The 26,708-nt window shown below is 43.2% G+C and carries 26 protein-coding genes and 1 pseudogene; 5 read left to right on the top strand and 22 right to left on the bottom strand.

Annotation, left to right across the window (positions count from 1 at the left end):
- Window positions 1–212: 212 nt before the first annotated feature.
- The gene (locus BTO30_RS11030) at window positions 213–1,067 is read left to right on the top strand and encodes a C39 family peptidase (RefSeq protein ID WP_075398780.1); all 855 of its coding nucleotides are present in this window, start codon (window positions 213–215) and stop codon (window positions 1,065–1,067) included.
- On the opposite strand, the pseudogene asnB reads toward BTO30_RS11030, so the two are convergent.
- Window positions 1,062–2,966, bottom strand: a pseudogene (gene asnB, locus BTO30_RS11025) (asparagine synthase (glutamine-hydrolyzing)). The gene BTO30_RS11030 and the pseudogene asnB sit on opposite strands and share 6 nt — an antisense overlap.
- Before the next feature lie 528 nt (window positions 2,967–3,494).
- Window positions 3,495–4,700, bottom strand: coding sequence for a glucose-1-phosphate adenylyltransferase (locus tag BTO30_RS11020; protein WP_075398779.1), 1,206 nt, complete (start codon window positions 4,698–4,700; stop codon window positions 3,495–3,497).
- Between the two features lie 195 nt (window positions 4,701–4,895).
- On the opposite strand from BTO30_RS11020, the gene BTO30_RS11015 reads away from it, so the two are divergent.
- Entirely contained in the window at window positions 4,896–5,807 is a 912-nt protein-coding gene (locus BTO30_RS11015; RefSeq protein ID WP_075398778.1) for a superoxide dismutase, read from the top strand.
- Between the two features lie 415 nt (window positions 5,808–6,222).
- Here BTO30_RS11015 and BTO30_RS11010 read toward each other — a convergent pair whose 3' ends face one another.
- Complete coding sequence (locus BTO30_RS11010) at window positions 6,223–6,516, bottom strand: MTH1187 family thiamine-binding protein (RefSeq protein WP_075398777.1); 294 nt, start codon at window positions 6,514–6,516, stop codon at window positions 6,223–6,225.
- Window positions 6,517–6,568: 52 nt separating this feature from the next.
- The gene (locus tag BTO30_RS11005) at window positions 6,569–6,790 is read right to left on the bottom strand and encodes a hypothetical protein (protein ID WP_075398776.1); all 222 of its coding nucleotides are present in this window, start codon (window positions 6,788–6,790) and stop codon (window positions 6,569–6,571) included.
- A gap of 211 nt (window positions 6,791–7,001) precedes the next feature.
- Here BTO30_RS11005 and BTO30_RS11000 point away from each other — a divergent pair, with 211 nt between their 5' ends.
- A complete protein-coding gene (locus BTO30_RS11000; protein WP_075398775.1) occupies window positions 7,002–8,567 on the top strand; it encodes an alkaline phosphatase family protein in 1,566 nt (521 codons plus the stop codon).
- 458 nt (window positions 8,568–9,025) lie between these two features.
- On the opposite strand, the gene BTO30_RS10995 is transcribed toward BTO30_RS11000, so the two are convergent.
- The 4 genes from BTO30_RS10995 to BTO30_RS10980 form a co-directional block, all read right to left on the bottom strand.
- Complete coding sequence (locus tag BTO30_RS10995) at window positions 9,026–9,232, bottom strand: hypothetical protein (protein WP_075398774.1); 207 nt, start codon at window positions 9,230–9,232, stop codon at window positions 9,026–9,028.
- A 242-nt stretch (window positions 9,233–9,474) separates the two neighbouring features.
- Window positions 9,475–10,533: a phosphatidylglycerol lysyltransferase domain-containing protein gene (locus BTO30_RS10990; RefSeq protein WP_075398773.1), complete on the bottom strand. Its 1,059-nt coding sequence runs from the start codon at window positions 10,531–10,533 to the stop codon at window positions 9,475–9,477.
- Window positions 10,534–10,793: 260 nt separating this feature from the next.
- Window positions 10,794–12,194: a sensor histidine kinase gene (locus BTO30_RS10985; protein WP_075398772.1), complete on the bottom strand. Its 1,401-nt coding sequence runs from the start codon at window positions 12,192–12,194 to the stop codon at window positions 10,794–10,796.
- The gene (locus BTO30_RS10980) at window positions 12,191–12,892 is read right to left on the bottom strand and encodes a response regulator transcription factor (protein WP_075398771.1); all 702 of its coding nucleotides are present in this window, start codon (window positions 12,890–12,892) and stop codon (window positions 12,191–12,193) included. Before BTO30_RS10980 ends, BTO30_RS10985 begins: the two co-directional genes overlap by 4 nt.
- Before the next feature lie 72 nt (window positions 12,893–12,964).
- Between BTO30_RS10980 and BTO30_RS17025 the strand changes: the two genes are divergently transcribed.
- Window positions 12,965–13,267, top strand: coding sequence for a hypothetical protein (locus tag BTO30_RS17025; protein WP_143331946.1), 303 nt, complete (start codon window positions 12,965–12,967; stop codon window positions 13,265–13,267).
- Between the two features lie 59 nt (window positions 13,268–13,326).
- Here the strand turns inward: BTO30_RS17025 and BTO30_RS10975 are convergent, their stop codons facing one another.
- The 4 genes from BTO30_RS10975 to BTO30_RS10960 form a co-directional block, all read right to left on the bottom strand.
- Window positions 13,327–13,584, bottom strand: coding sequence for a hypothetical protein (locus BTO30_RS10975; RefSeq protein ID WP_075398770.1), 258 nt, complete (start codon window positions 13,582–13,584; stop codon window positions 13,327–13,329).
- 79 nt (window positions 13,585–13,663) lie between these two features.
- Window positions 13,664–14,359: a hypothetical protein gene (locus tag BTO30_RS10970; RefSeq protein WP_075398769.1), complete on the bottom strand. Its 696-nt coding sequence runs from the start codon at window positions 14,357–14,359 to the stop codon at window positions 13,664–13,666.
- 107 nt (window positions 14,360–14,466) lie between these two features.
- A complete protein-coding gene (locus BTO30_RS10965; protein ID WP_075398768.1) occupies window positions 14,467–15,012 on the bottom strand; it encodes a hypothetical protein in 546 nt (181 codons plus the stop codon).
- 260 nt (window positions 15,013–15,272) lie between these two features.
- On the bottom strand, window positions 15,273–17,285 hold the full coding sequence (locus BTO30_RS10960) for a methyl-accepting chemotaxis protein (protein WP_075398767.1): 2,013 nt from the start codon (window positions 17,283–17,285) through the stop codon (window positions 15,273–15,275).
- 273 nt (window positions 17,286–17,558) lie between these two features.
- On the opposite strand from BTO30_RS10960, the gene BTO30_RS10955 reads away from it, so the two are divergent.
- Window positions 17,559–18,092 carry a YceI family protein gene (locus BTO30_RS10955; RefSeq protein ID WP_075398766.1) on the top strand — a complete coding sequence of 178 codons (534 nt, stop codon included), beginning with the start codon at window positions 17,559–17,561 and terminating at the stop codon, window positions 18,090–18,092.
- Between the two features lie 54 nt (window positions 18,093–18,146).
- On the opposite strand, the gene BTO30_RS17230 is transcribed toward BTO30_RS10955, so the two are convergent.
- From BTO30_RS17230 to BTO30_RS10905, 10 genes are all read right to left on the bottom strand, one after another.
- Entirely contained in the window at window positions 18,147–18,287 is a 141-nt protein-coding gene (locus tag BTO30_RS17230) for a hypothetical protein (RefSeq protein ID WP_158023589.1), read from the bottom strand.
- 255 nt (window positions 18,288–18,542) lie between these two features.
- The gene (locus BTO30_RS10950) at window positions 18,543–19,796 is read right to left on the bottom strand and encodes a Y-family DNA polymerase (RefSeq protein ID WP_425429459.1); all 1,254 of its coding nucleotides are present in this window, start codon (window positions 19,794–19,796) and stop codon (window positions 18,543–18,545) included.
- 453 nt (window positions 19,797–20,249) lie between these two features.
- Entirely contained in the window at window positions 20,250–20,669 is a 420-nt protein-coding gene (arsC, locus tag BTO30_RS10940; protein ID WP_075398763.1) for an arsenate reductase (thioredoxin), read from the bottom strand.
- Window positions 20,670–20,691: 22 nt separating this feature from the next.
- A complete protein-coding gene (locus BTO30_RS10935; protein ID WP_075398762.1) occupies window positions 20,692–21,990 on the bottom strand; it encodes an arsenic transporter in 1,299 nt (432 codons plus the stop codon).
- A 15-nt stretch (window positions 21,991–22,005) separates the two neighbouring features.
- Window positions 22,006–22,353: an ArsR/SmtB family transcription factor gene (locus BTO30_RS10930; protein ID WP_075398761.1), complete on the bottom strand. Its 348-nt coding sequence runs from the start codon at window positions 22,351–22,353 to the stop codon at window positions 22,006–22,008.
- Window positions 22,354–22,628: 275 nt separating this feature from the next.
- Window positions 22,629–23,597 carry a substrate-binding domain-containing protein gene (locus BTO30_RS10925; protein WP_075398760.1) on the bottom strand — a complete coding sequence of 323 codons (969 nt, stop codon included), beginning with the start codon at window positions 23,595–23,597 and terminating at the stop codon, window positions 22,629–22,631.
- Window positions 23,598–23,615: 18 nt separating this feature from the next.
- Window positions 23,616–24,515, bottom strand: a complete 900-nt coding sequence (locus tag BTO30_RS10920; protein ID WP_075398759.1) for a VOC family protein — start codon at window positions 24,513–24,515, stop codon at window positions 23,616–23,618.
- 65 nt (window positions 24,516–24,580) lie between these two features.
- Window positions 24,581–25,363, bottom strand: a complete 783-nt coding sequence (locus BTO30_RS10915) for a 2-keto-4-pentenoate hydratase (RefSeq protein ID WP_075398758.1) — start codon at window positions 25,361–25,363, stop codon at window positions 24,581–24,583.
- Window positions 25,364–25,424: 61 nt separating this feature from the next.
- Window positions 25,425–26,210 (bottom strand): 2-keto-4-pentenoate hydratase, encoded by a 786-nt coding sequence (locus BTO30_RS10910; protein ID WP_075398757.1) that lies wholly within the window; start codon window positions 26,208–26,210, stop codon window positions 25,425–25,427.
- 190 nt (window positions 26,211–26,400) lie between these two features.
- The gene (locus BTO30_RS10905) at window positions 26,401–26,640 is read right to left on the bottom strand and encodes a Rossmann-fold NAD(P)-binding domain-containing protein (protein ID WP_075398756.1); all 240 of its coding nucleotides are present in this window, start codon (window positions 26,638–26,640) and stop codon (window positions 26,401–26,403) included.
- Window positions 26,641–26,708 lie beyond the last annotated feature (68 nt).

The raw sequence follows: 26,708 nt of genomic DNA, 5'->3' as shown, positions 1-26,708 counted from the left end.
GTTCACTCCTATCGTTTCATTTATGCTAGGGGTATTTTTGAAGTTTGTATAGCTTATCGTCATCATTATGGATAGTATTCTAATGTCAAACTTTGAAGAAAATATGGAGGATACAAGAATTCCAGTGAAAAATAATGATCTGCTCCATCGTTTCTTCATAATCTCCTTGTAGACTAAAAGGGAAATAAAAAAGACTGATAGGAAGATCATATATGTATAATTTCCTCATTTTTGTCACAGCTTCTGCATCTATTTTGCTTTGTTTTCTCCTATTGCTTAACAAAGTGCCTGAACGGTTCAAAAAAATGGTTTTCAGCTATGCCGTTGTTTTCTTTCTTTTATTTTGTGCAAGCGTCTATCTTTCTCCGGATGTCAAACATTTCACACGTCAGATGACGGCAAAACCGGATTCCCGTGACATAGAAGAACAGGCAGAAACGAAAGAGGACGTGCCAATACTAAAAAAAGAACAGGCACTGTTGAATGTTCCCATCATCTCTCAGCTTCCGGAATTGCCGAGAGGATGCGAAGTCACCAGCCTCGCGATGCTTCTGCAGCATGCAGGGATCAACACAGGAAAGATGGAACTGGCTCAGTTAGTTAAAAAAAACCCAACCCGTTATCAAAGAAAAAATGGCCAAGTATATTTTGGCCATCCTAATTCCGGTTTTGTGGGCGATATGTACAACATCAATAATCCGGGTTACGGAGTGTATCATAAACCGATCAAAGAATTGGCCGATTCCTTTTTACCTGACAGAGTGGTGGATCTGACAGGTAAAGATTTCAGTGAATTAGAGAAATCTGTATCAAATGGGATCCCGGTCTGGATCATCACCAACACATGGTACAGCGAATTGCCGGCTGAACAATTTCAAACATGGGACACTCCTGCAGGAAAAGTCAACATTACTTACCGGCTTCATTCCGTTGTCATAACCGGTTATGATCAAGACTATGTGTACTTTAACGATCCGCTGACAGGAGAAAAAAACAGAAAAGTACCCAGACAAGGGTTTATCGATGCCTGGGTACAGATGGGAAAACAGGCCATTACCTATTTATAAGGAAATGGCTTGTTTTTTTTGCTGCTGATTATCATATGATTGATGAAAATCATAGACTTCCTCTACATAGATCTGATGCCAGATCATAAAGACAAGGATTGTCCAGATTTTTCGGCTGTTATCTTTTTTGCCGCTGACGTGTTCTGCTAATAAGCTGAAGGCAGCCTGTTTATTGAATAGATAATCTGTTTGGCTGCTGTGAATGAGTTGAATGGCCCATTCATATAATTCCTCTTTCAGCCAATGACGAATCGGCACAGGGAAGCCTAATTTCTTTCGGTTCACAACATGATCCGGCACGATGCCTTCCGCTGCTTTTCGAAGAATATACTTTGTCGTGTTATGGTTGATTTTTTGATCTGTTCCAATTTTTGATGCCACATCAAAAACCTTTTTATCTAGAAAAGGAACCCGCAGCTCAAGCGAATGAGCCATTGTCATTTTATCGGCTTTCAACAAAATGTCGCCTCGCAGCCATGTGTGAATATCAATATTCTGCATTTTCGTCACCGCATCATACGCCGTTGAACGGCTGTAAATCGGTCTTGTGACGTTTGTATAGGACAAATCAGGCGCGTACCCTGGAAGCAATACTTTCTTTTCCTGTTCTTCAAACATCTTGGCATTGCCAATATAGCGCTCTTCTAGCGGTGTCGATCCGCGTTCAATAAAATTTTTCCCTTTAAAACCGTCAGGCAGGATGCGGCTGAGTGTCTTTAACAGGGATTTCACCGGGTCTGGGATATAGTTGAACATCCGCAGTGAGTGGGGTTCCCGGTATATATTGTAGCCGCCGAACAGCTCGTCCGCCCCTTCACCTGATAAGACAACCTTTACATGCTTTCTCGCTTCACGCGCTACAAAATAAAGAGGGACTGCCGCCGGATCGGCCAGTGGATCATCCATATGCCAGATGATTTTAGGCAGCTCCCCGATGAATTCTTCAGGTGAGATGATATGGATGATGTTTTCCAGCTGGAGTGCTTCCGCTGTTTCCTGCGCCACATCGACTTCGCTGAAGCCATTTCGTTCAAAACCAACCGAAAACGTTTTTAAATTTGGATTGACCTGTTTCGCCAGCGAAACGATAAAAGAGGAATCGATCCCGCCGGACAAAAAGGAACCAACTGGTACGTCGCTTCGCATATGGACATTGACAGAATCCATCAGCACATCGCGGATTTCGTTGATCATTTAGGATTCAGATGACGGTACAGGCTGGAACTTCGGCTGCCAGTAAGACTGGATCTTCATGGCCTGTCCCGGTTTTTTTGTAAAAAAATGACCTGGCGGCAGTTTCTTGATTTGTTTCGTCATTGTATCGGGTTCCGGAACATATTGAAAGCTGAGATAATGCTGAAGCGACGCTGCATCCAATTCATCTTCTTCCGCTAACACAATGCTTTTTTTCTCTGAAGCAAAATACGTGATGTCATCCTGCTCCAAGTAAAAGAAAGGCTTGATCCCAAAGTGGTCCCGGGCGCCGAATAATGTTTGCTCTGCCTTATCCCAGATGACAAAACCAAACATTCCTCTCAGCATTTGAACAGACCGCTCTTTTAAGTCACTATACAGCGCAATGATCACTTCCGTATCGGAATCAGTGGCAAAGGTATGCCCTTTCGCTGTCAATTCCTTACGGAGTTCAATATGGTTATAAATTTCGCCGTTAAAAATAATCCAGTACCGTTCGTTTTCATACGAAAGCGGCTGATGTCCGCTTTCGATATCAATAATACTCAGCCGTTTAAAGCCAAAATGCACATATTCATCCACAAAATACCCTTCGTCATCGGGTCCTCTATGAGTAATAAGAGCATTCATTTCTTTCAGTTTTTGTTCCATTTCTCTTGTTACTTTATATGGTCTCGCATGAATGCACCCGACAAACCCGCACATTTAAAACACCTGCCTGATTTTATTTTTCAAATGACCTGTTTCGTTGTCACTGTCTTCACTTTAAAAAGGATCTATTGCCAAAATACATGGAGAATATGAAGAAAGTATGGAGTTCCCTAAAAAATTTAGTCAAAACCTCCAATTGACTACAGGGGCTTAAGGAAAAAAGTGCCCCATATGTGGATACGCTTTGCTCATATGGGTATTTTGTCATTTTTCATTATGTTTACATCGTTTTTAATGAAGCTCCTGCATTTAGCCTGTTCATTGATTTTTTTACAGACCGTTATATTTCCTCATGTTAACGCTTTAAAACAATAAAAACAAGAGAACATCTATGTTCTTTTTCCTCTGATTTTCTGCCTCAGCCGGACTGCCCATATCCGTATTTTCCAACGAAGATTTTGTTCGTTTCCTTTAAACGTTTGCACGACAAAAAGGCTCCCTCGCCGAAGCCTTTTTATGCAGATCATTTTATTAAAGTGATGGCTGGCATATCCCAATGGAGCAGCAGTACTTAAGAAATACCTATATGATCAAGTCTCTATTAATATACAAGCTCTTTTTAATGCCCTTTTTCACCGCTTGCATCCGTTCCTCTACATAGGCGTTTATGAAAGCTTCCGTTATCAGCAGAATATCCGCTGTTTCATTATAAATGATTGTATTTTCCGGGATGTTAAGGTCTCCCATCACAATCGCCCGTTCAATAAAAGACCCGCGGCCAATATGTGCATTGGGCATGATCACGCAATCTTTTATCAGCGCTCCCTGTTCCACCTCTACATCCTTAAATAAGACCGAATGCTGAATTTCTCCGTCAATCACACATCCTTCACTTACAAGTGACTGTTTTACAACCGCGTTTCTTCCAATCACCTGCGGCCGATGCTGCGCGTTTACAGAATAAATACGCCAGGATGGATCAGACAAATTCAATTCCTGCTCCCGGTCCAGCAAGTCCATATTCGCTTCCCATAAACTTTTGACGGTTCCAACGTCCTTCCAGTAGCCTTTGAACGGATAAGCTGTTAATTTCCCGCCATCCGCCAGTATAGCCGGAATGATGTCTTTACCAAAATCATTTGAAGAATCCGGATTACGTTCATCCATCTCTAAATATTGTTTCAGCACAGACCATTTGAAGATATATATGCCCATCGAGGCAAGGTTGCTTTCCGGCTGCTCCGGCTTTTCATCGAAGCGTGTGACGTTAAAATCGTCATCTGTCTTCATAATACCAAAACGGCTTGCCTCATCCCACGGAACCTCAATAACCGAGATGGTGGCATCCGCATCCTTTTCAACATGATATTCCAGCATCACATTGTAATCCATTTTATAAATGTGATCTCCTGATAAAATCAATACATACTCCGGGTCAAATTGTTCCATGTATTTGACGTTGTGATAAATGGCGCTTGCCGTACCAGAATACCATTTCACTTCGGATGAATCAGCGTATGGCGGCAGCAGTGTAACCCCGCCTCTATGGCGATCCAGATCCCATGTGCTGCCGACACCGATATAAGAGTGCAGCGCGAGCGGCTGATATTGCGTCAAAACACCGACTGTATGAATGCCTGAATTTGCACAGTTGGAAAGAGGAAAATCAATAATGCGATATTTCCCTCCAAATGGCACAGCCGGCTTAGCTAACGTTTCAGTTAATTCTTTTAGACGGGTTCCCTTCCCGCCCGCAAGAAGCATCGCTATACATGATTGTTTTGCCATCTTTTCAGTTCCCCTTTTTTCTCTTTTACAGCACAAATACACCGCGCTTATGAGCATCACAATTATAATGCCCTAAATGGGCAATGAGAAAACGTTTTTATCTTATTTTTTTGCTCCAATCATCAGTCTGTTCCCGGAACTTTCATGGGCATGGGTTCATACCCTGTTAAGACGGAAAAATAGGAGGCAATGTCCATGCATGTATATGAGCAGGCGTATCGGAAGGCATTATTGACTTGGTGCAAAGACATGGAAAGAAAGTGGGGTTCCATCCGCCAACAGTTAACGCATATAGATGAACCGATTCTCCAGAAATGGGAAGACACTTTTTTTTCATTAAAAAAAGACATGGAAACGGAAAACCCAAAATATGATTTTTATGAGCTAAGCAAAAAATCAGCCTCTTTATATAACAAGCTGAATGGCTTTTTAACCCATCCTGATCCGTTATTTTATCACCATGCAGCTGAACAAAGACAAATTGTCCCCATCGGAGGACATCGATTACCTCCTCTTCCTTATCCATATGATGCTTTAGAGCCCGTCATTTCAGAGGAAATGATGAAATTGCATCATGATAAGCATCATCAAAGCTATGTAGATGGGCTTAATAAAGCAGAATTAGAAATGCAAAAAGCGCGTGAAAACGGCAATTTCAGCTTGGTCAAACATTGGGAAAGAGAAGCAGCCTTTCATGGTTCCGGCCACTATTTACACACTATTTTTTGGAATGTCATGAGCCCGCACGGCGGGGGTGTACCATCAGGTGATTTTAATCAAGCGATAATCAGCTCCTTTGGAAGCTTCGAAAAATTTAAAAAGCATTTCTCCGAGGCCGCAAAAAGTGTGGAAGCGGTCGGCTGGGCGATTCTCGTTTGGGCTCCCCGCTCACGCCGATTGGAAATATTAACAGCGGAAAAACATCAAAACCTTACGCAATGGGATGTTATTCCATTGCTCGTGCTGGATGTGTGGGAACACGCCTACTACCTGCAATATAAAAATGAACGGGCCAAGTATGTTGATAACTGGTGGAAAATAGTGAACTGGAAAGAAGTGGAGCAACGATTTAATAAAGCAAAAACCATGATGTGGCCGCCTTTTTAAAGCCGTCACATATATGGTGCTATTATATATGATCTATCCATTAATTATGGCGGATGGACAGCCGGATTCTCTAAAAATCGGGCCTGAAATCAGAAATTCCGGCCATCGAAATAAGAAGGAGATGTCTCGTTGAACGGTTGAGACATCTCCTTTACTCAGTGACCTATTTTGGTCGCTGGGCAGGATCTTCTTTCTGCTGAAACCGGTCAAAATGGATTTTGTTCAGGATGTGCCAGGAATCGGCATCAGATTGCTGAATGGCTATTAAAAAAAGGAAACTTCTTATTGCCCTAATCTTCGCTTTCATGGATCACCCATCCTTTAACCTCGTTAAACAGAAAAAAGGCCGGCCAGGTTCACCAACCTTTTCAAGATGATTGCTGTAGATTATATCGTTCTTCCTGTCAAAGTTTGTTCAATGCGGTTGAACCACATTGACTTGATGATTCATGTCCATTTGTTTATCGGTACGATGATCAATGCTTATGTTCGTGACCACCCGTTTTGTGCCATTTGAGATGACTTCTTGATGCATCTCTTTTGCGATTTCCCACAGTTGATCGATATCTCCTTCTACTACTGTTGAAGTAGGTGTCAATTGATATCTCAATCCTTTTTCCGCTACTTTGCGCACAGCATTGCTGACATCTGAACTGAAACTGGCAGATTCCGTTCCGACAGGGATAACGCTGATTTCTAATAAAGGCATGCACACTCACTCCTTCCTTAATGAAAAATCATTAACAAACTAAATTCTCTTCTTATTGCGCCTCCTGCTCTTCATCCGCAGGCTCATCCATCAGATCGTTGTCGTTGTTTTCATCATCCATTACATCATTATCCTGATCTAATTGATCATCTTGCTGATCATTGTCAATCCCGTCATCCTGATCATTTCCATTTCCACACCCGGCTGCTCCACCAATTGTTAAGGCGGCAGCCATTCCGCCAACGAGTAATTTCTTTTTCCAGCTAGAATTCATTTTTTCATTCCTCCTTTACTGAACTGATTTAGTCGGTATCGTACCCTTTGCTCTCAATTTTATACAAAGAAGCCTTCTTGATGTTTGCTCATGTCTTTTTTATTCCCATCAAAAAGGGAGAAATCGATTATAGCGTTTTTTATTTTTTATGAAGTATTTACCGTTCTCTTTTTATCCATACTACTCACAATGTCAAGAGAAGGGTGAGGTCATGGTACGCAAAATTTTCCTATCGTTGATTCTTTTCACAATTGTGACTGCGGGGCTATGCTGGTATTTTCTCAGCACACCTGTAAAAGATGTAAACAACATTTCCATTAAACCAACGGAAAAGCCTGTCATCGTTTTGGTCATCGATTCTCTCATGGCCGAGCCGCTTCAAAAAGCCATTGAAGAAGGAAAAGCACCCGCTTTCGAATTTTTAATGAAACATGGACAGTACCATCCCAATGTGGTCAGCTCTTATCCCACGATGTCCGTGACCATTGACAGTACGATGTTAACAGGCACTTACGCTGATCAGCATAAGGTGGCGGGGCTTAGCTGGTTTAAGAAAGAAGAAAACCGCCTCGTTGTTTATGGCGGCGGAATCAGGGAGATGTGGAGCCACGGTCTAAAAAATGTAACGAGAGACAGCGTGATTCAATTAAATCAATCTCATTTAAATAAACGCACACCCACCATTTACGAGGAGCTTGAGAAACGTCAAATTCAATCCGCCTCTATTAACGGGCTGATCCACCGTGGAGAGCACATCCATCGTTTACATATTCCCCCTCTCGTGTCGGGGATGAACCTTTTGCCGAACGATGTGAGCGTAAGCGGTCCGAACATTCTATCATTAGGCCGCTTATCAACATTCAATCCGGACAATGACCGGTCTTATCATATGTGGAAATCAATGGGTTTAAATAATCCATTTACGGCAAATGAACTGAAGTACTTTATTCTAAGGGATCAGCTGCCTTCCTTTACACTGGCGTACTTCCCCGATATGGATCATCTGATTCATAAAAAGGGACCGAAAGAACGGAAAGGAATTGAAGAAGTGGATAAACAGCTCCAGACGATTTTGAACGCCTATCCATCATGGGATGCCGCGATTCAAAATGCTATTTGGGTTGTGCATGGAGACAGTGGACAATCCACTGTTTTGACGGATCGCAGTAAGGCGCTGATTGATTTAAATACGTTATTGAATGAATATACCATTTGGCAGCCGGATGATTCAGACCAAAAGCAGCTGGCTTTAGCTGTTAATGAGCGCATGGGATATATTTATGTAGAAGATGAATCAATTGACATCCATGACATTTTATCAAAATTGAAAAGCGATTCAAGAATTGCTTTCATTGCCTGGAAAGAAGAGTATACGAGTCATGTAATGAGACCGGGCGCCGATCAGCCGTTTACTTTTTCACCAAGCGGCCGTTACCGGGATCCATACGGTCAATCATGGGATTTGAATGGAGATGCTTCCATTTTAGATGTGACCATCAATGAAAAAAAGGACATTCAATATGGTGACTATCCGGATGCCCTGGCAAGATTGTACGGCGCCCTCCATTCACATGAAGGCCGTTATATGATTGTAGATGCGAAACCAGGGTATGAATTTATCCAAACACATAGCGAGGATCATGCAGGAGGGGCCGCTCACGGATCATTGCATAAAGTGGATTCTGTCGTGCCTTTGATTATCGCCGGCACAAACCGGGAACCGAAGCACCTGCGGCTTGTTGATTTTAAAGACTGGCTGGTAGAGCTGACAAAATAATTTAAGAAGGAGCTCCAAACACCAAAACGAACATGTGCAAAAGAAGGAGATGTTCCGTCCGGCGCCATCAATAGATGAAGCGGCATAATCTACCTAAAAATCAGGAGAGATTGCGCCGCTTTTTCATCGAAAATGACATAGAGGATGCTTTTTTAAGTTCGTCTATCATCACTCATGAGACAACATCCTGTCATCGTGAAATAGGCGTTTTCGCACTAACTATTTGGTAAGCGTGAGCCGCTTGAAGGACTCTATCATCCTCATTCATTCCTCACACCCTCATCATACCAGCCGGCAGCCCCTATTTAAAATGAACAGACGACAGGAAATTTTGAAAGAACTCATCCGCCGAGTAAATAACTTAAAAACAGCAAACCTGATTTCAGTCAGAAAGAGAGCTATTGGAAAGGTCCAACAGCTCTTTTAAAAAGAACATTTTTAATAAAGATTATCTCGTGTCAATAAGGAAAGAATGGATAGCCCGGAAAAGGCCGGTAGTATGGAAATGGATAGGATGGGTAGATCGGAAACAAAGGAAATGGCGGAAAAAACGGCAGTCTCGGTCTTGGATGAAAATACGGAATTTGCGCTTCTACTGCATCCTCAAAATACTCATTTCCGCTTGACAAGAACTCTTCTTCCGGATGTAAATTTTGCTCTTCCAAAATAAAGGCCCCCTTACAAGTTAACTTCACTTTATCGTATGCAGCTCCTTCAAAATAGGTGTAAGCATCAAATGAGTCCTTGAAAGGTTTTACACACAACAAGTTTAAACAGAAACCTGCCTTCTCAGCCTTACGCATTTGCTATTAACCGTATTGCTTCCATGGTTAACAATGAAAGGATTCGTTCACAAATTGGATCATGTAACGGAAAAACTAAAAGATGGACGTTTTTTTAACATCTATTAAGAAAACAGCTTCCCGAAGTTAATTTTCCCAAGCTGATTCTTTACTAAAACAAACTTGCGGCTGGCCTGCCTTTGATTACCGTTTATTAAACGGATAATACGAAGAAAAATCACTGGTAAGAAATAGCTTTGGTAAACAAGATACCGGGACTCCCATTCGGGCTGAAATTTATTTTTGTATTGATACAGCCCCTTAAAATTATAAAAGTGGCTGCTTTTATCAAAAATCATCTGACCCACTGCCTCAATCAGTCCGCTTTGCGTGTCTTTAATATTGGCTAGAGGCGACATGCCCATGCTGCACCATTCATAGCCATTGTCTTTGCACCAATTAAATATGGAAATAAACAAAAAATCCATCGTTGCGTTCGGGCTGTTATCAGGCCGATACCGCATTAAATCAATCGCAAGCGTACGATCGATTTTTGGCTGATTATACGCAAGCGTCGCAAAAGCAATGATTTCTCCATCTGGATTCGTGACAGCGGCAAGAGGAAATCGGGCGACATAGTCATCATAAAAAAAGCCGACTGAGAACCCTTTTTCCTTCCTCTTCCCTAACCAGGAGTTTGAAATATCCTTTATTTTTTCCAGCAGCTCTTTTGAATGAGGCGGCAACAAAACAGAAAACCGGTAGCCCTCCCGATCAAACTTATTCTTACAGGTGCGCAGCCGTTTTCGGCTATTTCCTGACATTGAAAAGTCCGGCAAGTAAATTTTCGCCTCTTCCCCTATTTTAAGAGCACGATATCCCAATTGCCGATAAGCCATCATATACCGGAGAGATACCTGATAAAAGACAGGTTTAATGTCAAATTGCCGGCAATATTGATGAAATTCTTGAATGGCTCCCAGGATTAACGATTCTTCCCCAATCGGATCACCCAATACGACAAATGTATTGCCGGCCTTTTGATAGATGATCAGCACACGCTTCTGTTGTGACCAATAAAAAAGTTTATCATTTAAAAAGCTTAAATGGGATGTATGATTCCCCCCGTTCTTTTGCAGAAATAACCATACGTCATTCAGGTCATTTTCATAGTGAAGAAGCATAATAGAGAAAGTCCTTCCATATAATAATTTTTCAGTAATGGGCAATATACCATTCATTTCTTGAGCGGTATTTCAATTACCATCATTTTGCCGTTTTTATATCATTCGGTTTGGCAGTTATTGTTTCCTAGGACAGAAGTTATTTTTATTATACAAAAATAGCCCGAGGACTTCTGCACAAAATCTGTCTATTTTCTAAATTCATCACAAGCGTTCCTTCACATACCCCTGTTTATCTCCTTTTGTATTAGGATAGCTGCTTAACTGTTATCCGTATTCTTCAACGGAAGCTTCAATAAAAATTCGGTTCCTTTTCCATATTCACTTTTCACCGTAATACTTCCTTGAAGAAGTTTGACAATTTCATACACGATAGCCAATCCCAAACCGGTTCCTCCCATTTCTCGTGACCGGGATTTCTCAACGCGGTGAAAACGGTCAAAGATGAAAGGAACATCTTCCTCCGGGATTCCATTGCCGGTGTCTTTGACAGAGATAGAAATATGTTCTGCCGCCTGTGTAGCTGTTACGGTCACTTTTCCTTCTTCTGTGTAGTTAACGGCATTTTCCAGCAAATTAAATAAAACTTGTTCAATACGTGCTCCGTCAGAATAGATGAGAGGCAATTCTTGATCTATCTCATACTCAATTCCTATATTTTTTTCTTTTGCTTTTAATGTTACTTTTTGAATAGAGTGTTCCAGCAGTTCTCCGACATCAACGGCCTGCATATATAATTGGATCCGTCCCTCCTCCATTTTAGAAAGTTCAAATAAATCATCGATCAGCTTGGCTAATCGAATGGCTTCGCTTTCAATAACCGCCGAATAAGATTCCAGCTCTTCTTTATCTTGATATCGATGGTGTTTGATCAACTGGGCATATCCTCTCAAATAGGAAATGGGCGTCCGCAGTTCGTGAGAGATATTTGCTAAAAATTCACTGCGATTTTTCCGGTAATGGTTAAGCTCCACGCTTAAGTCATGAATGGCCTGGGCTAAAGATCCAACTTCATCGTTAGACTTCAACTGCATCTGTGTATCTAACCGTCCTCTGGCAATTTCCCGGGTTGCTTTTTCCATTTTGATTAAAGGGCTTGACAATTTTCTAGAAACAAATAAAGTGAATCCTAATGCTAATAAAGCTGCTCCGATCATGGACATTACAATCCAGTTTCGTAGTCTGTGCATCGTACTATGTATTTCATCAATAGAGGAGAACACAATAAGGCCGCCGTGAAATGTCTCATTTTTCATCAGAGGACGCCCTACAATAAAAAATGAGGCACCCGTTTCATTATCCACATAGTTCCGTTCGAAATGCTGGCCATGTTCTAAAATATGCAGCAAATCTCGTGGTATGGGTTCTCCTTTTTTAAACTCCATCATGGAATTGGTGACAATCGTTCCCTGCTCATCGAATAAAACCAGTTCTTTGCCGGATACCTTGCTTAGTTTCTCGTAATAGTCAAATTCTCGCGCACTCGGTTCATTCAGGATATTCACCAGTTCCCGCGATAGATCATTTACCTTTTGGTAGACTTGTGTAGAGTAGACACTTAAAAAAATTCGATCTGTAAAGAATCCTAACGGCAATAAAACACTGAAAAAGAGAATCATAATGGTTGTTCCTAACTTAAAAACAATGCCATTCCATTTCATCTTGTATCCTCTTGAATATTTATTGTATAGCCTACTCCCCAAACCGTCTTAATGAAAGGATGATCCGCTTCGGCATTTTTTAGTTTGGTTCGGATGTTTTTAATATGTGTATCGACAATCCGTAAGTCACGTACCTCATAATGATCCCAGATCTGATCCAGCAAAATATCCCTTGTGAATACCCGCTCCGGATGCGAGGCAAGGAGCGACAATAGATCGAATTCTTTTGCTGTTAATTCAATCAACTGCTGATTCATCACCAGTTTTCGGCTTTCATTATCCACAATAAACCGTCCATTTAAAAACTTGATCTTATGATCATTATTCCTTTTTCGAACTTGTTCAGACCGGCGCAGCAAAGCCCTTACTCTTGCTTCCAACTCTTCAAAATCAAATGGTTTGACTAAATAGTCATCCGCACCGATCTCCAAGCCCTTTACCCGGTCACTAATCTCGCTTCGGGCCGTCAGCATCAGAATCGGCGTATCATCTTTTCCTCGTATTTTTTGACAGACAGTCCAGCCGTCCACATAGGGCAGCATGACATCCAGGATAATTAAGTCAAAGGACTGTTCCCGAATCAAAGTCAATGCCGCCTCCCCGTCTTTTGCTTCAAAAAGCTGATAATCTTGAGAAAGATGTATTTCCAATAAATCCATCATGTACATTTCATCTTCAACAAGTAATATTTTTTTCATCTTGTAAACTCCTTAAAGGTACACAATTAGTGATTATTTTAGTTCAGTAAACACTGTGAATGTGTAAAATCTTTGAAGATAAAATCAAAAAAAGAGAGGTACATTCCTCCCTTTATTGTTCCACATCTTGATGAAATTATCTATTTTGTTAGTGAACCCGCCACTCTGCACAGGCGTGAAGCCGTACAGCTGCACTTACCTTATCAGGAATCTGCCCAACCACAACGATTTAATATTGTATCAGGAGAGCACAACAGAGATGATATCGCAACGACGTTCAACAGCGCGATTCCTTTTCTTTTTAGCGCAATAACGCCTATTTATGAGCAAATCTCGCTGCCTGAAACGTCATATATTTTCTTTGGGCCGTATTAAAACAGTCCGTTTCATGGATTATTGCTCATAATCTATATTACGGTCAAACATGTTCTCATTTATTCCTTGTCATCTTCATCATGCGTCAGGTGTGCACCGGGGTCCTGCCTCGGGACGTTTTCGTGCTGGTTTCTGAACTCATAGGTAAACGCACTCGTATATTGCTGGCCGTCTTCCCACCGTGTACTCTTATTTTCAACCGGCTTTGTTTTGCCTCTCGGCGAACCAAAGGGCCCTTCCGGAAATTCTTCTGATGTTAAGAAATTCCGCTGTTTCTCCACGTTTGATAATTCTCGATATTCTTTTTTCTTATCCACACGAACACCCCGCCTTTTTTCTTATAGTGTGGCCCAAAAGGAAGAAGGTCATGCGATATACAAGAAAGTAATGTGTACGTTAATTTTGCGGTGTCGTTCCGTTCATTATCCATTTCTCCATCCCATCCGGTAAAATGGATGTGTCCCACGGATGCCAAAACCAGACATCGCCATCAAAAAATAAGGGAAACTTATAGGCAGCCGTCTGATCCGTGTAGAAAATCATTTGATACATCGCCGGGTCGCCTGATGCCGTATTCGGAGAGAAGGAAGGTGTTGTTTCCCCGCTGTCCAAAAGGTTTATGAATGCCTTTATCGTTTGTTGATCGGAAAAAGTATGAAGCAGACGGCTGTCTTCATTATATATGTCAATTTTGTTTAATTCATCTTTGTCTACATGTTTGTAATGCCATTGATATTCATCTGTATTTGCGTAGTAAAGGCGATACCCGTGAATTTCATGTTCATCCTGTACCGCAATCATGTCCGGCTCTCCCTTTACGGAAAAGATTTTTGTCCCTTTTTCCCAAAAAGCGGCATCGCCGTTTTTGGGGCGGTAATGGGGATTGGAGATGTTATCCACCACCATAAATTGGACTTGTCCGATTTCACCTCCTGCCATCTTTGGATCGGCAGCGACTCCGGAATAGATCCCTTCATATTGCCGTCCATTAAACTTGATAAAATCCACCCAATCGATGGTGCTCATCCCCGTACCGATATTGCAAGACGCTAAAAAAAGACAGCATATACAAAGCAAGAATCGTTTTTTCATCCCGTTCTCCTTTTTGCATCATGGATTTGGTGCTGCAGGAACTTTCTCTTTTGAGATCAGCTGATCATCCTCGAAAATCAACATCACTTTTCCTTTGTCCTCTTTGCTTAAAAATTCATCTGTCTCGTGTTTAACGTCTGTCCCTTGATTATTTTTTCAAATGACATCGTTGACATACCGGCCTGGCTGCCAATGATGGCTTCCACATCAGCCATACTCATCCCGTTTTGAAGGGCATCATATTCTTTTCCTGTCACAAAGTGGTCATCTGGTTCGAGCATCAAGCTTTCTTCTTTGGACGCTAACAGCCCGTTTTCAAATATAAACATGGCTCCGCCCACTTCCGGATCTTTCGAGTCCCACATATACACCTGCACCACCGCATCGCTTGCCGGATCGTCTATTTCTGTATGCAGTGTCAGTTCTACACCAAGGGTCTCTGTTGCCTCTTCAACCGTCATTCCTGACTTCACCTTATAAAAAACCGCTTTCGTGAGCTTTCCGGCAGAGGCTTTTTCAATTTCCCGATCCGGATCAAATGTATCGCTTACTGTGGCATCATCTGTTTCTTCATCCGTCTTTTCTGTCTGGCAAGCCGCGAGTCCAACGCTTAAACAAAGCACTGTCACGATCCATCCCACTTTTGTTTTCATTGCGTACAGCCTCCTTTTATACAGCTTTTTATGCTGCGTTAAGCCGATCATCACTTTTGCATTTTTAGAAAAAATAACATTACATTTACATATTTTAACATAAAAAAAGAAGGCAGGATTCCATTCTATTGAAGAGTGCTGCTGCATGTACAGAAAGAGCAGCGCAATAAACGGGTGAAGGAGATGTCTCAAAAGTTATCGTGACATCTCCTTCTTAATCTGATGGCCGGATTTTCGGTGAATCCCGCCATCTTATTTCTTTAGCTTACTTTAAATTGTTGAACGACTTTTTGCAATTCCTCCGCCATCCGGCTGAGCGAATGGGCAGAGGAAGTAATCTCTTCCATCGAGGCCAATTGCTCTTCTGCGGCAGAAGCGACTTCGTGTGTATTTTCGGTCGTTTCCTTTGTGATCGCGGCAATGGTTGTGAAGGACGCTGTCACCTGCTGCGAGCCGGCCGAAATTTGCTCGGCTGTGGCCGCCATGCTGTCAATTTGATCGGTTACTTGTTTCGTTGATTCGATAATCTCATTGAAATTTCTTTCCGTGTCGCCGGCGATGGCCAATCCTTCTTTCACTTCGCGGGTTACGTGAGCCATGCCGTCAATGGAACTCGTCATATCCTGTTGAATGGCGGTAATGAGCTGCCCAATTTGACTGGACGACCGCCGGGATTCTTCCGCCAGCTTCCGGACTTCATCCGCGACAACAGCGAACCCTTTTCCCTGCTCACCCGCGCGTGCCGCCTCAATAGCCGCATTGAGCGCGAGAAGGTTCGTTTGCTCCGCAATTCCATTGATCACTTCAATAATTTTTCCGATTTCCTTTGACCGTTCATCCAGTGTGCGGATCGTTTGATCGGATGTTAAAACAGACGTTAAAATCGAATTCATTTGGTCAACCGTCTTTTTCACCGATTCTCCGCCCGACTGCGCTTTTTGAATCGTCACAGACGATGTTTCCGAGATGCGGGAAGAAGATTCCGCCATTTGCTGAATGCCAAACGAAACTTCCTCCAGCGCCAGAACACTTTCCGCCACCCTCTCGTTTTGCTGTTCAGCGCCGCTTGATACTTGTTGAATGGAAGCGGTAATGTTTTCAGTTGCTTTGCTTGTCTGATCCGCGCTGGCCGTTAATTCGCCCGCGTATGAAGCCACATAGTCTGCATTTGAACGGACGCGGTGAATAAGATTCTTTAAATTTAACGACATTTTATTCATGCTTTCCGTGAGCCGTCCAATTTCGTCGTTTGTTTTTACTTGAAGCTCATCACCTGTTAAATCACCACCCGCAATCCGCTGTATATGTTCCGTTACGTGTTGAATCGGCCGGCTGATTCTCCCCGCGACAAACCAGGCAATAATCAGAATGCCGATCACGGATAACCCGGTGACCAGTAACGTGAAATCTCTTGTCTTATCCGCTGCGGCCAATATAGTATCCATCGGTGTATTAAAAGAGAGTGAGTAGCCTGCGATGTCAATCGGTGTATACGCAAGAACATACTCTTCTCCATTTTCAGTTACGATTGAATTGCCTGCTTCCGTCTTTCCTTTCACCAATAAATCCTTTGTATCCGCGTTCAATTCTGCTTCATTGATATTTTTCCCGATAACCTCTTTGATTGGATAAACTTGAAGGATATCCTGATTATCCACCAAGATTGGAAATGCGCCCATGTTATCCGTATTGTTCAAAAAATCATCAATCAGCTGCTCAAAATTAATTGTGGCAGACAGAACGCCCATCGTTTCCCCATTGTTTCCGATCACCGGAGACGCTGCAACAATAATCCGGTTTCCGGTTGATTTTGACGTCAGCACGTTGGAAATGGTCGATTCACCGTTCATTCCATTTTTAAAGTAATCACGGTCCCCAAGGTTCATCACACCAATATTTTCTTTTGTTGTATGGGCTTGTACAACTCCATCAGGTGCTGTAAAAACAACGGTTTCGTAAACCCCTGACTGTTCTTTCATCGTGTCCATCAATGTTAATTGTTCTTCAAGGACGAGTGATTTAATCGCTTCTGTTTTGGCGATCAGCTGTACTTCACTTGACCGTTTATCAAGCCATTGCCCCATCCCCTGCGCCGTGCTGTTGACGAGTGCCTGCAGTCCTTCCTGCTCTTTTTTTACCATTTCATTGCTGTTTAACGAATAAAGCAAAGCAGATACGAGACCTAACGGGATTAACCCGACGGCCAAAAACCAAATGATCAATTTCTTCCGAATGGTCGGCTCGGAATTTCCTTTTAATTTAAGCGTTTCCATGCTGCTCCTCCCTGGATGTCGGATGACCTGTTATGTTCATATTAACAGTATCATGTTAGATGGTGATAAAAAAGACCTAAATTTGATTGTTTTTCCATTTTTTCATCACTTCACAGATAAGCATAAGAATCTGTCCTTCAGAACGCGTTCATCTATATACATGGTTCTGCTCATCTCGTTTTATTTTAAACAGGCAAGGGAAACAAAGAAAGAAGAGGCGTATGAGGATTCAAAATCAAGTTTTTAAATACGTACACAAAGGGGAGAAAAACCATGACAAAAGCAAAGTGGACTGTGGATCAAGCCCATAGCCGTATTGAATTTTCCATCCGTCATTTGATGATGAGCAATGTAAAAGGCACGTTTCACACGTTTTCGGCTATGATCGAGGCGGAACCAGCCAATTTAACGACGGCCAACATTGCCTTTACCGTTGATCTTGACAGCGTCGATACCCAGAATAAAGAACGCGATGCTCATTTACTCACGTCCGATTTCTTTCATATTGACAAATTTCCGCAAATAACGTTTCTGGCAAACAATATTGTGAAAACGGGAGAAAACACATACGACATGATCGGTGAGTTCTCGCTGCATGGCGTCACCCGTACAGAGACGTTTGCTGTCACATTTGAAGGAGCCGCAAAAGACCCTGCCGGAATTGAAAAAGCGGGTTTCAGCGCATTTGGAACCATCAACCGAAAAGACTATGACTTACATTTCAATACGCCATTAGAAACAGGCGGTGTCCTGCTTGGGGATCAGGTAAACATTTCATTGGATATTCAAGCGGCCAAGGAATTGTAGGTTCCTTTTAAATACACCGCAGAAAGCGCCATTTTACTCTTTCGGTGTATTCGTCTATTTCTTTTTTGTTTTTACACTGAATCCTTCTGTATAAAGCACGGATAATGTTTCTTCATCAATGATGAACAAGGAACACGTAATCCTCTCTTTTTTTTCAAAGGCATTATGTACCACCATCACGCTATATGGATTCATACGTTTTCCTCCTTTTTGCCGGATTCGATTTTGTTTACCATTGTTAGCTCTTAGAATCGATTTTAATCATCCACTTGGCGAAGGCTGTATACGAAAAAACAGAGTGTCCACAGGCACTCTGCTTCACCAAATATAAATGGCTGGGTTTGTTATTTATCTGGTTTCATTCAGCCGTCCTTCTATTTATAATCCCGCCGTTTCAAGCAGAAATCCACTGTCTCAATGAAGAAAAGGAAAATGTGAATGATATGGCTATTATCCCTTATGCCCGCCCACATGATTGGCACGCTGCAAAAACGTGCCGCCCTTCATTAAACTGTGCGCTCTGAAAATGGAATCTTTCCCGTACCGCTGCCGGATCTCATCCATCACGGTGTCGATCGCGTGATTCTTTTCATCGAGTTCAGCCGGCGTAAACAAATCCAGCTGTTCGTAATCGGCCGGAGCGAGTTTGCTGCAGGTTACCTGTATTTGCCGGACGGGCTGACCGCGCCAGTATCGCTTAAACAGCTGCATAAAATAAACGGCCAGTTCTTTTGTGCTGTTTGTGCTTCGCGGCAGCAGCATTTGATGCCTGAATCCCTTTTCCTCGATGTCTCGGCTGTACGAAATGCCGAGCGCGATGCCGGACGCAGCGGCTTGGTGTCTACGAAGCCGCATCGCCACTTCATCGATCATCTCCTGTATGACAAGGACGACTTCTTGTTCCGAATAATAGTCCCTCATCAAAATCTGACCTTTCGAATACGATTTTTCCTTAGGGCCCACACGTTCAGAAAGAACACTGTAATCTACGCCCCACGCATGGTAGTACAGCTGATGTCCTAAAATCCCGAGCCGTTTCTTCAGCTTGAATGGGTCTGCGTGCGCCAGATCATATACGGTGTAGATGCCCATGTTGTGCAGCCGCTTCTGATAGCCGCCCGAAATTCCCCACATGTCCGTCAGTTCCGGAATACGCCAGACGGTTTCTTTTACACGTTCATACGGCCAGTATGCGAGCCCGTCCGGTGCCTCTTTCGCTTCGTTATCCAGCGCGAGCTTAGCCAATAACGGATTATCACCGATCCCAATCGTGACGACTAATTTCAGCTCTTTAAAAATCGTGCGCTGAATCTTCTGCGCAATGTCAACTTTATCACCAAACAATCGGCGCGAGGCGGTGACATCCAAAAAGGCTTCATCAATACTGTAGATAAATAAATCTTCGTCGGCCACAAACCGTTTAAAAATATTAATGATCATTTGGTTCACTTTTAAATACAGCGCCATCGACGGCTCCACAATCATGAGCCGGCGGTCATCGGGAATTTCATACGCACGCGAGCCCGTCTTAATGCCGAATTCTTTTTTCACTTTCGGCGAAGAGGCCAGAACGACAGAACCGGGCCGATTTTTATTGGAAATCACTACAATATACGCACTCAGCGGATGGATTTTTCGCCGGACTGCTTCGACGCTGGCAAAAAACGACTTCACATCGATACAAAGAATATCCCGCTTCGGCATTTTCGTATAGTCAATCTGCATTGCCATCACCGGCTTCATCGATCCAGCATGAAATGCCGGACTCTTCTAAGTCTGCTTCAGGATAAGCCTCATCAAACATCCTTTTATCGTGCGCTAACATGTACAACGCCTCCCGGAACATACATTCTTTATTTGTTATTATAAGAACAAACGTTTCGATAGGCAAAGGCTTATTTATGGGGATCGTGACAAAATATGCATGATTGTACGCTTTCAGCCATTCCCGCCGGTTTCCGATTCCTTCATTGAAATAAATCATCTCCGGATCGTATATGAAGAAAGAGGATGTCCCATAAGTATGGAGGAAAGGCCGGATTCTGAGCCATTTAGGCCGATTTATTGATAGGAAAGCCGGCTATAGAAACGAGAAAAGGGCTGTCTCAATGATCTTTTGAGACAGCCCTTCCTTATTTTATATGGCCGGTTTTTCGGTTACTCGCCTGTTTTGGCAAAATGTTCGATTCGTTCGCCAATTTCATCACGGACACGCTGGAATACAGCCCATTTTTCCTCTTCTGTTCCTTCCGCTTTTGCCGGATCGTCAAATCCCCAATGTTCACGGCGTACAGAAGGCGGCGTGAACGGGCATTTATCAGCCGCATCGCCGCATAATGTGACAGCCAGCGTGGCATTGTTTAAGATGTCAGCCTCAATGATGTCGGATGTTTGATTGGAAATATCAATGCCAACTTCGTTCATCGCTTTGACCGCGTTCGGATTTAATCCGTGTGCTTCAATTCCCGCACTTTTGACTTCCCACTCGTCACTTAAATATTTTTTTGCCCATCCTTCCGCCATCTGGCTCCGGCAAGAGTTCCCTGTGCATAAGAAATAAATGATTTTTTTTTCCATAATTCCGATCTCCTTTTTCCATTCAATGAATAAGCAATAACCACAAATATAATCCGGCCAGTGTGATAAACAAGGTTGGAATCGTTAATATAATGCCTGTTTTAAAGTACATCCCCCACGAAATGTTGACTCCTTTTAAACGTAAAACGTGCAGCCATAACAGCGTGGCAAGGGAGCCAATCGGCGTAATTTTCGGGCCTAAATCAGATCCAATCACGTTGGCATAGACGAGCGCTTCTCTGATCATCGGGGAAACAGCCGTATCCGAAATCGCCAGCGCATTGACCATCACAGTCGGCATGTTGTTCATCACCGACGACAAAATGGCGGCGATAAAGCCCATGCCGATTGTTGCGGCGAATAATCCCTGCTCCGCCGCCGCCTGTATCACATCCGCCAGAACGGTTGTCAATCCGGCATTACGAAGCCCGTATACGACGACATACATGCCGATCGAGAAGAATACAATCGCCCATGGTGCCCCTTTAACCACTGCTTTCGTCTGCACAGCCCGACTCTTTCTCGCCATAAACAAGAAGAAGAGCGCAATAATGCCGGCCACAATCGAAACGGGTATATCAAACGGCTCACTGGCAAAGTAGCCGATAAGAAGAAGGGCGAGCACATACCATGAAAGATGAAACATTTTGATATCTTTAATCGCTTCTTTCGGTTCTTTCAGCTCTGCAAGGCTGTATTGCTTCGGAATGCTTTTTCGGAAGTATATATATAAGACAAGAATACTCGCCCCCAGTGAAAAGAAGTTCGGCACAATCATCCGTGAAGCATATTCGATAAAACCGATGCCAAAATAATCAGCGGACACGATATTGACAAGGTTGCTGACGGCTAACGGCAATGACGTCGTATCCGCGATAAAACCACTGGCGATGATAAATGGGAAGATCATTTTTTCTTCAAAGTTTAAGCTGCGGACCATCGCCAGCACAATCGGTGTCAAAATGAGCGCGGCGCCGTCATTCGCAAAGAAGGCAGCGACTAAAGCGCCGAGGAGCGACACATACACAAACATTTTCACACCGTTTCCTTTGGCCATCCGGGCCATATGTAAAGCCGCCCATTCAAAAAAGCCTATTTCATCTAAAATCAGGGAAATGATGATAATGGCAATAAACGCTAATGTCGCGTTCCAAACAATCGATGTCACATCGACGACATCGCCAAAATCAACCACTCCCGCTAATAAAGCAGCGGCAGCCCCTATACAGGCCGACCAGCCAATCGAAAGATTTCTGGGCTGCCAGATGACGAAGATGAGCGTCACCAAAAAAATAATCGATGCTGCAATAACTGAAAACAAAATACTTTCTCCTCTCTATTCACAGGAAATACGCAATCCCTGCGCCTCCAGTTCCACTAATCGTTCCTGTTGATCCGGAAGGTGTTCTAACAAGTCTTCGATCAATCCGGCATACTCACTGTCCCGGTTCATCGAATAAAAAATCCACTGCCCGCGGCGCGATTCTTGTACAAGACCGGCATCTTTCAGCTTGCGCAAATGCTGGCTGATTCCAGGCTGGCTCATATTAAATATCGCCACAAATTCGCACACACAGCAGTCATGCGACTGAAGCAGTTTCATCATTGTCAGACGGGTCTTATCGCCAAGCAATTTCAATATTTGAGATACTTTTTGCATATCGAGCGATGTCTCCACACTCATATTGTCTCCCTCCCATTCCGATATTATTATATAACTATATGCTTATACAAATAAATGACTTTCTCAAAAAAGGATCATGGCCGGATTATGAGCCATTTAGGCCGGTTTATCAATAGGAAAGCCGGATTTTGTTTCATGAAGGCCGAATTGTTAGAAATTCGGCCTTCATTACAAGGAAATCGGCCCAAAATTAAAAAACCGGCCAGCGACAATAAGAAGGAGACGTCTTGAGACATCTCCTTCTGCAATAAAGAATTTTTTCTCGTATTCCGATCCTACCGGACAATATCAATAGCCGTCTTTTCATAATCGAATTGAACAAAACAGCCGGATAAATCATACGGCTTTTCAATGAATCCCTGATGGATGCATGCTTCATAAAAGGTTTCCAAAATCTTTTTGTTTTTGGCCCAGCCGTTGTCGTTCCATCCTTCCTGCAGGAAACTAGATTCCGTCTCATGAAGATGCCAATCCGCAAACGGCAAATAGAGGCCGCTCATGTGTCCGACTTCCCGATAGCCCATCTCTTTTGATCTCTCAAACAGCTCCATGATGCCAGGAATGATGTCCGGATTATTTTGCAGCAGGTCTTCTCTTATCGCCATGACATGCGTAATGGGGATCATCCCGCCATCTCGTATGGCTTGTACTTGTTCCTCCGGAGAAGGAGGGAATAACCAGCGGAGACCTTCGAAATGATCCGGCTTTCTTGCGTAAAAGAAGCAATCGATCTCACCGCTTCTAAGCAGTTCCGCCGCATCCCCATTTACATAATCCCAATTGAATTGATAGTTTTCCGGATACGGCATGTCCTCCATCCGATCTTTTCGCAGCGGACACCAAATAATGCTTGCTGGATCGACGCCATATTGATTTTCCAATAGCCATCTATGCCAAATGGATGCGGTTACCCAGTTTTGAAACACAGCCACTTTTTTCCCGCTTAAATCTTGATAACTGTGAAGATCGGAATGTTCCGCACAAAAAGCATAGACCTGGGGAATTTTCCGGGAAAAAATCGGCAGCGCCTTTAAACCGGAATCTTTCTCCTGAACTTTTAAAAATGTCGCCAGTGACATTTCGCCAATATCAAATTCCTTCTTCATCATTTTGAATGTGCACTCATCGATATTTTTGACCGTTTCTGCCGTATAATCGAATTGCTTCGTTTCAATAGAATGGGAAAGCAAAGAAAGAGATTGTAAATTCATCGTACTGCCAATTTTTATCGTTTGTTTAGACATTTCATCTGCTCCTTTTCATTAAACTTCGACATGCCCGACTTTTCCAATCCGCGGATCGGAAGCACCTTCCCATAAATCCGTTGTGCGCAGCGTATGATCCAGCATTCTAGGCTCACGCGGGTTTTCTTCCGGGAATTCCTCCATATCTTGCGTATATTCAAGGGTTAAGCCGTCAGGATCAAGGAAATACATAAAGATACTGCCTGAAGCAAGGTGGCGCCCCGGTCCGAAAATCACCGGCACATCTAAGTTAATTAGGCGGTTGCGCGCGATTCCTATATCGTTTATATCCTCCACTTTATAAGCGATGTGAAACATGCGCAGATCGTCTCCCTGTGAGATGCCGAAAGAGTGATGAAACGGATTAGGAAAACAGCGCATAAATGCAAAATACATTTCACCGTCCGGTTTATGACGGGTATCCGATATTTTAAAGTTCAGCACTTCATTAAAAAAGCGGACGGTGTCCTGAAGATTAGGCACCCGCAGCACGACATGATCCAATTTTAATACTCTGACCGGACTCGGCTCATACGGTTTCGCTCTTTGCATCATTTTATTGTAAAACTCAAACGTGACGCCATTTGGATCACGGAATCGAAAGGCCTTATCAATTTTAAGAAGCGCCCGCTCTTCCTTGTCCACCTCAACAGGGTCATAGCCTTCTTTTTTCAACAGTTCAAATGCGTTTTCCCACTCTTTTGTGCTTTCGAGTTCAAAGCCGATTCTCTTTAATCCTGGTTTATCGGACTTATTCAGCATTAAATTATGGTAATCCGAACTGGATGATAAAAATGCGACATCTTCGTTAATTTCTCCAACCTGGTCAAGGCAGACCATATCCCGGTAAAAATGGGCGCTCCGTTCAACATCTGTTACATTCAGTGCGATATAACCAAGTTTTTTATAGCGAATCATCGTAAATCCTCCTATTCTTATAAATGATCAGCAGTCCCATGCCGAAAAATTCCTCATTCTTTCTCTTACTGTTCCACTTTAAATTCAACCGTCCCCAATCCGTCCCATTTAGCGGATACGAGATCTCCCTGTGATAATAATTGCGCTCCGGTTATGCCACCCGTCAGAATGACTTGTCCGGCTTTCAATTTCTTTCCTTTACGGGACAGCATATTCGCCAGCATGGCCACCGAATTTGCGGGATGATCCAATACAGCGGCACTGGCACCTAAATCTCTCAATTCACCATTAATAGCAAGCGTGACACCGACTAAATCGAGTTCCATTTCATCCGGCTTCTTCATAACGGAGCCGAAAAACACCCGTGAAGAAGATGCATTATCGGCAATGACGTCAGGTAATGTAAATTGAAAATTCTGATATCTGCTGTCGATCACTTCCAAAGCCGGGACGACGTACTCCGTTGAGGCTAAAACGTCTTCGGTGGTCACATCCGGGCCTTCAAGATCGCTGCTAAGGATAAACGCAATTTCCGCCTCCACTTTTGGATGGATGAGTTCATTCACATGTAATACATTCTCATCCGTTACCATATAGTCAAAAATATAGCCGTAAATCGGTTCATCCACATTCAATTGTTTCATTTTCGCATGACTGGTCAGCCCCATTTTCGGTCCAATCATCCGGTGCCCCTGGCCAAGTCTGATATTGACAAGTTCTTCTTGAATGGCGTACGCTTCTTCAACGCTTAAATCAGGATATTCGGCGGTGATCCGGGGCACTTCCTTTTTTTCCTTTTCCGCTTCAACTAAAAAATCAGCTATTTTTTTGATGGTTTCATTTTCCATGTTATCCCTCCCGTCAAGCCTGCAGCTCCTTCTGATCTTCTCCAGTACGGATCATTTCCTATTAATCTGTAAACGCCACACTGACTTCTCCAATATGAGCCATTCGCGCGGTGAAAACGTCCCCGGCTTCCGCTTCAACGGCTGCAGAAAGCGCTCCGGACAGAATGATTTCCCCCGCTTTTAAGTAAATGCCGAATTCGAATAATTTATTGGCGAGCCAGGCAATTGCATGAGCAGGGCTGCCGAGGGCCGCTGCACCAACACCGGTATTCACCAGTTCGTTGTTTTTATAGAAAGCCATACCGAGATGGGAAATATCCACTTTATCGACGCTAAGTGGACGACCGCCTAATACGTACAAACCGGAGGACGCATTATCCGCAATCGTATCCTGCAGTTTAATTTGCCAGTCTTCGATTCTGCTGTCGACAATTTCGAGCGCCGGCTGTATGTACTCCGTAGCCAGCAATACATCCGTTGCTGTCACTCTCGGTCCGACGAGGTCCTGTTTCAATTTAAAGGCAATTTCCGCCTCCACTTTCGGCTGAATCACCCTGCTTAAAGAGATTTTCCCGCCATTTTCCACTTCCATGCTGTTCAATAAATGTCCGTAGTCCGGCTGGTCGACCCCGAGCAATTTTTGCATGGCGAGTGACGTTAAGCCGATTTTTTTCCCGACGATGCTGGCACCGGCTTCTACCTTTCTTTCAATGGTTTTTAATTGAATCATATACGCTTCTCTCATCGAAATATCAGGATACAATTCAGTTAACGGTTTCACTGCATTCCCGTTTTGTTCAGCCAATGCCAACCGCTCTGAAAAGGAGACAGTCTGTAATAAATTCATCGGAATTCTCCACCTATTCCATGATTAATTTTGTTGTAAAAACGCTCTCTGATTCCTTATTAAAATGGGGGACAGGGTGTACCTGTTCTTCTTCCCGGCCGGTACACCCCTTTGTTTCCTTTTTTTCGTGATGATTTTTAATATATGCGGCCGATAATCAGCTTATAACCGGGGCCGGATGAAATATTTTTCACCAAACCTGGAGGATAGTCGCTCTGTCAACCGCTTCCCAAACGGATATCACTTCAAACCCCTCTTTTTTCCAGTGAGCCTCTTCCGTTCCGTCTCTTAACACAACCAGCACTTCTGCATTCAGTTCCCTTAACTTTTTGGCATGTTGATAGCCTTGTTCATCGTATCCTATGATGGCAACCGTCTTATTGCGAAAATAAGAATGAATTAAATCCTCTGAATCACGCTGCTTGATCATAAGCAACTTCCTCCTATAGTTAGTTCATACCCCCCGGTGAACATTGAAATCGGGAATAAATTGAATCT

Source organism: Domibacillus antri (assembly GCF_001936625.1).
Classification (GTDB): Bacteria; Bacillota; Bacilli; order Bacillales; family Domibacillaceae; genus Domibacillus; species Domibacillus antri.
Note: the sequence above shows the minus strand (reverse complement) of the source record. Positions and strands in the feature narration are given on the sequence as shown.